This is a genomic window from Mesorhizobium sp. M7A.F.Ca.US.014.04.1.1 (assembly GCF_003998745.1).
In the GTDB taxonomy this organism is placed as follows: Bacteria; Pseudomonadota; Alphaproteobacteria; order Rhizobiales; family Rhizobiaceae; genus Mesorhizobium; species Mesorhizobium ciceri.
In genome coordinates this window covers 1-3,551 of sequence record NZ_RZRW01000576.1, presented here as the reverse complement: position 1 = coordinate 3,551, position 3,551 = coordinate 1, and the positions used below count along the sequence as shown (strand labels likewise).

The following is a 3,551-nucleotide window of genomic DNA, read 5'->3' as shown; positions in this document are numbered from 1 at the left end:
GCCACAGTGGCTGTGATCGCGGCACTGCCGACGTTCGGGAATGGGATGTAGAGTCCTCGGCTGGTGAGCAGGAAGCCCCAGGCTTCGTGCGCGCTGCGCGGCGTCGGCAGGTGCGTGATGATCGCATACCAGAAGAAAACCTGGAGGATCAGCGGAATGTTGCGGAAGATGTCCACATAGGTACGGCCGAGCAGCCGCGCCAAATCGTTCGAAGACGTCCGCGCCAGACCGACGATCGTTCCCACGATCGTCGCCAGTATCAGGCCGACGCTCCCCAGGAACAGCGTGTTGATGATGCCGATGAGGAAGTACCACCAATAGGGATCATTGGCCGTGGCGGGCAGCAGCGAGAAATTCACATCCCAACCCGTCGACTTGAACAGAAAGTCGAATCCGGAGGTGATCCCCTGATCAGCCAGGTTGCGGCGGGCGATCACGATGCCGGCAAGCACCATCGCGGCGATCGAGCCGACATAGAGGACCTGCAACAGCGCGTTGCGGACCTTTTGATTTCTCAGCAGGCTGACCATCCAAAGATCCTTGCCGAATTGTCGCCGACCCCGCCCGGCTGTGCCGGGCGGGGCCTGGAGCGGGTGAGTTAAGGACGGATCAGTCGATCACCAGCGGGAACAGGACACCGCCATTGTTCCAAAGGTTGGTCAACTCGCGGTCCATCTTGTAGGGCGAGTCCTTGCCGAGGTCGCGCTCGAAGATTTCGCCGTAATTGCCGACGTTCTTGATCACCTTGTAGGCCCAGTCATCATCGAGACCGAGACCCTTGCCCATGCCTGGCGTGACGCCGAGGAACTTGGCGACTTGCGGCGAGGTCGGCTTGGCCTTGACCTCGTCGACGTTCTTGGAGGTGATGCCTTCCTGCTCGGCGAAGATCAGCGTGCTCAGCGTCCAGTTGGCGATGTCAACCCAATTGTCGTCGCCTTGGCGCATGATCATGACTTCAGGCTCGACGGCGAGCACGTCGGGCAGGATGACATGGTCGTCGACCTTGCTCTTGGCGATGCGCGCAATGGCGAGCGTCGGGCCCCACTGCGCATAGAGATCGCAGCGTCCGGAGAAATAGGCCTGCTCGAGCTCCTCGGTCTTTTCGATGAGCACGGGTTCGAGCTTGATGCCAAGCTTGGCCGTATAGGCCGCGACCTGCTGTTCCTGCGACGTGCCGGCGGGAATGCAGATCGTGCCGCCGGCCGCATCCTTGAGCGACTTGAGGTTTAGCTCCTTGTGCGCCATCACCTTGGTCGTTCCGAGGTAATAGGACATGGAAAATTGCAGGCCGAGCTCGGTGTCGCGGCTGAGCGTGCCGCCTGACGCCTTGATGATGATGTCGACATCGCCCGATTGCAGGGACGGCCAGCGCTGCGCCCAGCTGATCGGAACGACCTTCAGTTTTGCCGGGTCGCCGAGCACGGCCGTGGCCACCGCCCGGCAGAGATCAATGTCCATGCCCTTCCAGTTGCCCTTGTCGTCGACTTCGGCGAAGCCGAGGTAAGACCCGTCATGGCCGGTGCAGTTGAGCACGCCGCGCGCCTTGACGGCTTCCAGCGTCTTGCCGCCGGCGGCTTCTGCCGGCGCTGCAAAATGCACAAGTCCAAGGGCCATGGCTGCGGCCCCCCATTTCATCGTCTTCATGTTCCGTCTCCACTGTTGAGGTTGTTTGGTTTCTTGTTGTTGGAGGCCCAAAAGTTCTCTTTCGGAGCTCGGTCTCAAAGCCGCTCCTAGTCGGAAAGCGGGGTCGGTTTCGGCACGGAGGAAATCTTCAGATCGCTGCCCCAGTCCTGCTGGGCGAGCCATCGGTGAAGGGCGGCGACCGCCTTCACGCGCAGGTGCCCGCGCGGGACGATCAGGTAGAATCCAGGAACTTCTTCCGGCCGCATATCGGCAAGGGCGTCGCGCCCGACCGGAGCGACCAGCGCGCCCGACCTCAAATCTTCCTCGGCGTCGATGACGGAGACGAGACCGACGCCGATGCCTTGCAGGGTTGCACGGCGCATGGTCGCGGCATCGTCGAAGCTGATGCTTTGGTTGCCGTCCGTCTGCTCGATGGCAAGGTGGCGTAAAATGTCTGGCCAAAGGCGCTTCGACTTGACGGTGTCCAGCAACGTGAACAACGTCAGGTCCTGCGCCGACTTGATGCTCTCGCCGATGGCCGGAGTGCAGCAGATGACCTTCGGATCAGGCACCAGCAGTATGGTCTCGTAGTCCGGCCAATTGCCGTAGCCCCACTGGACGGTCATATCGATGTCGTCGCGTCCGAAATCGGGCAGATCGACCATCGTCGTCAGGCGCAGATCCGCACCGGGCAATATCTCCCGGAACAGAGATAGGCGAGGCAGCAAATAGTGGGTCGCGAAATAGGGGCTCGCATTCAGGTTGATGCGGTCCCGGTAATTCGACTTGGTGACGCGGCGAACACCTTCGGAAAATTCGTCGAACCCAGCTTTGACATAGTGCGAGAGAAGGATGGCAGACTCGGTCAATTCGACCGACCGCCCCTTGCGTTCGAACAGTGTCACCTGAAGCGTGTCCTCCAGTAGCTTGATCTGCTGTCCGACGGCCTGCGGCGTGACCAGCAATTCATCCGCCGCCTGCCGGAAGCTCTTGTGCTGCGCGACGGCGTGGAAGACGCGAAGCGCATTCAGCGAGGGAAGGCGAAGCTTGCCGGTCATCGTCTATTCCACCTCCTTTCGCTTGCGTTCCTGTTGGACAATTCAGCGCCGCCGGCGCGCGAAAATAGCTCAGGCGTATATATAACCACCTGAAACAATTACGTTTTCTCCGGTCATGTAGGTATTCTTGGGGCCGCCGGTCATGAGAACCCACTCGGCAATCTCCGCAGGCTCGGCGCCACGACCCAGCGGGCTCGCCTTGGCCAGTTCCTCGAGGAAGCCGAGGGCCTTGGCCCGCTCCGTGGCCATGCCTGCGGGGGCCACCGAATTGACCAGGATCCCGTGTTTTGCGACGTCATGGGCAAAGGAGCGCGTCAGGCTGACCACGGCGGCCTTGGTTGCCGCATAGTGGGCGTTCTGCGGATGCGCCTTGAAGGCATCGACAGAGGTCAGGTTGACGATCCGGCCACGCACATGGCTCTTCGGCTCCTGCGATTGCATGTGGCGAACGGCTGCCACCATCATATGATAAGTGCCCTTGATGTTGATGCCATTGGAGGCATCCCAATCGGCGTCGCTGATCTCGAGGAGCGGGCGGCGAGGGTAGATCGCGGCGCAATTGATCAGCGTGTCGATACGCCCGAGCTTCGAAACGATGGCGTCGAAGGCGGCGTGGCACTGAGGGCCGACCTGGATGTCGCACAGGGCGGCCGCGGTCGGCAGGCCGTTGGCCTTTGCCGGTGCGAGAGCGGCTTCGGCGGCGTCCTGGTTGATGTCGATGATGCCGATCTTTGCAGCCCCGGCCTCTACAGCCATCCTGGCCAAAAGCGCGCCGAGGCCAGCGCCGCCGCCTACGATCAGAACGGAAAGATCCTTCATTCCAGTTTTTCCTTACTTGGCGCCGCTTGGCGAGGTTGGCCATGTCGGCAT

At 61.4% G+C, this 3,551-nt stretch carries 4 protein-coding genes; all 4 read right to left on the bottom strand.

Annotation, left to right across the window (positions count from 1 at the left end):
• A partial coding sequence (locus tag EOA22_RS27835) for an ABC transporter permease subunit (RefSeq protein ID WP_164755897.1) occupies nt 1-530 on the bottom strand: 530 nt, incomplete at its 3' end.
• Nucleotides 531-609: 79 nt separating this feature from the next.
• Entirely contained in the window at nt 610-1,644 is a 1,035-nt protein-coding gene (locus tag EOA22_RS27830) for an amino acid ABC transporter substrate-binding protein (protein WP_013530400.1), read from the bottom strand.
• An 86-nt stretch (nt 1,645-1,730) separates the two neighbouring features.
• Nucleotides 1,731-2,681, bottom strand: coding sequence for a LysR substrate-binding domain-containing protein (locus EOA22_RS27825; protein WP_063168724.1), 951 nt, complete (start codon nt 2,679-2,681; stop codon nt 1,731-1,733).
• Between the two features lie 69 nt (nt 2,682-2,750).
• Complete coding sequence (locus EOA22_RS27820) at nt 2,751-3,500, bottom strand: SDR family oxidoreductase (protein WP_063168723.1); 750 nt, start codon at nt 3,498-3,500, stop codon at nt 2,751-2,753.
• Nucleotides 3,501-3,551: the final 51 nt, after the last annotated feature.

Coding starts and splice junctions, on each gene's coding strand:
- EOA22_RS27825 (WP_063168724.1), bottom strand. CDS start 2,681: ATGACCGGCAAGCTTCGCCTTCCCTCGCTGAATGCGCTTCGCGTCTTC.
- EOA22_RS27820 (WP_063168723.1), bottom strand. CDS start 3,500: ATGAAGGATCTTTCCGTTCTGATCGTAGGCGGCGGCGCTGGCCTCGGC.
- EOA22_RS27830 (WP_013530400.1), bottom strand. CDS start 1,644: ATGAAGACGATGAAATGGGGGGCCGCAGCCATGGCCCTTGGACTTGTG.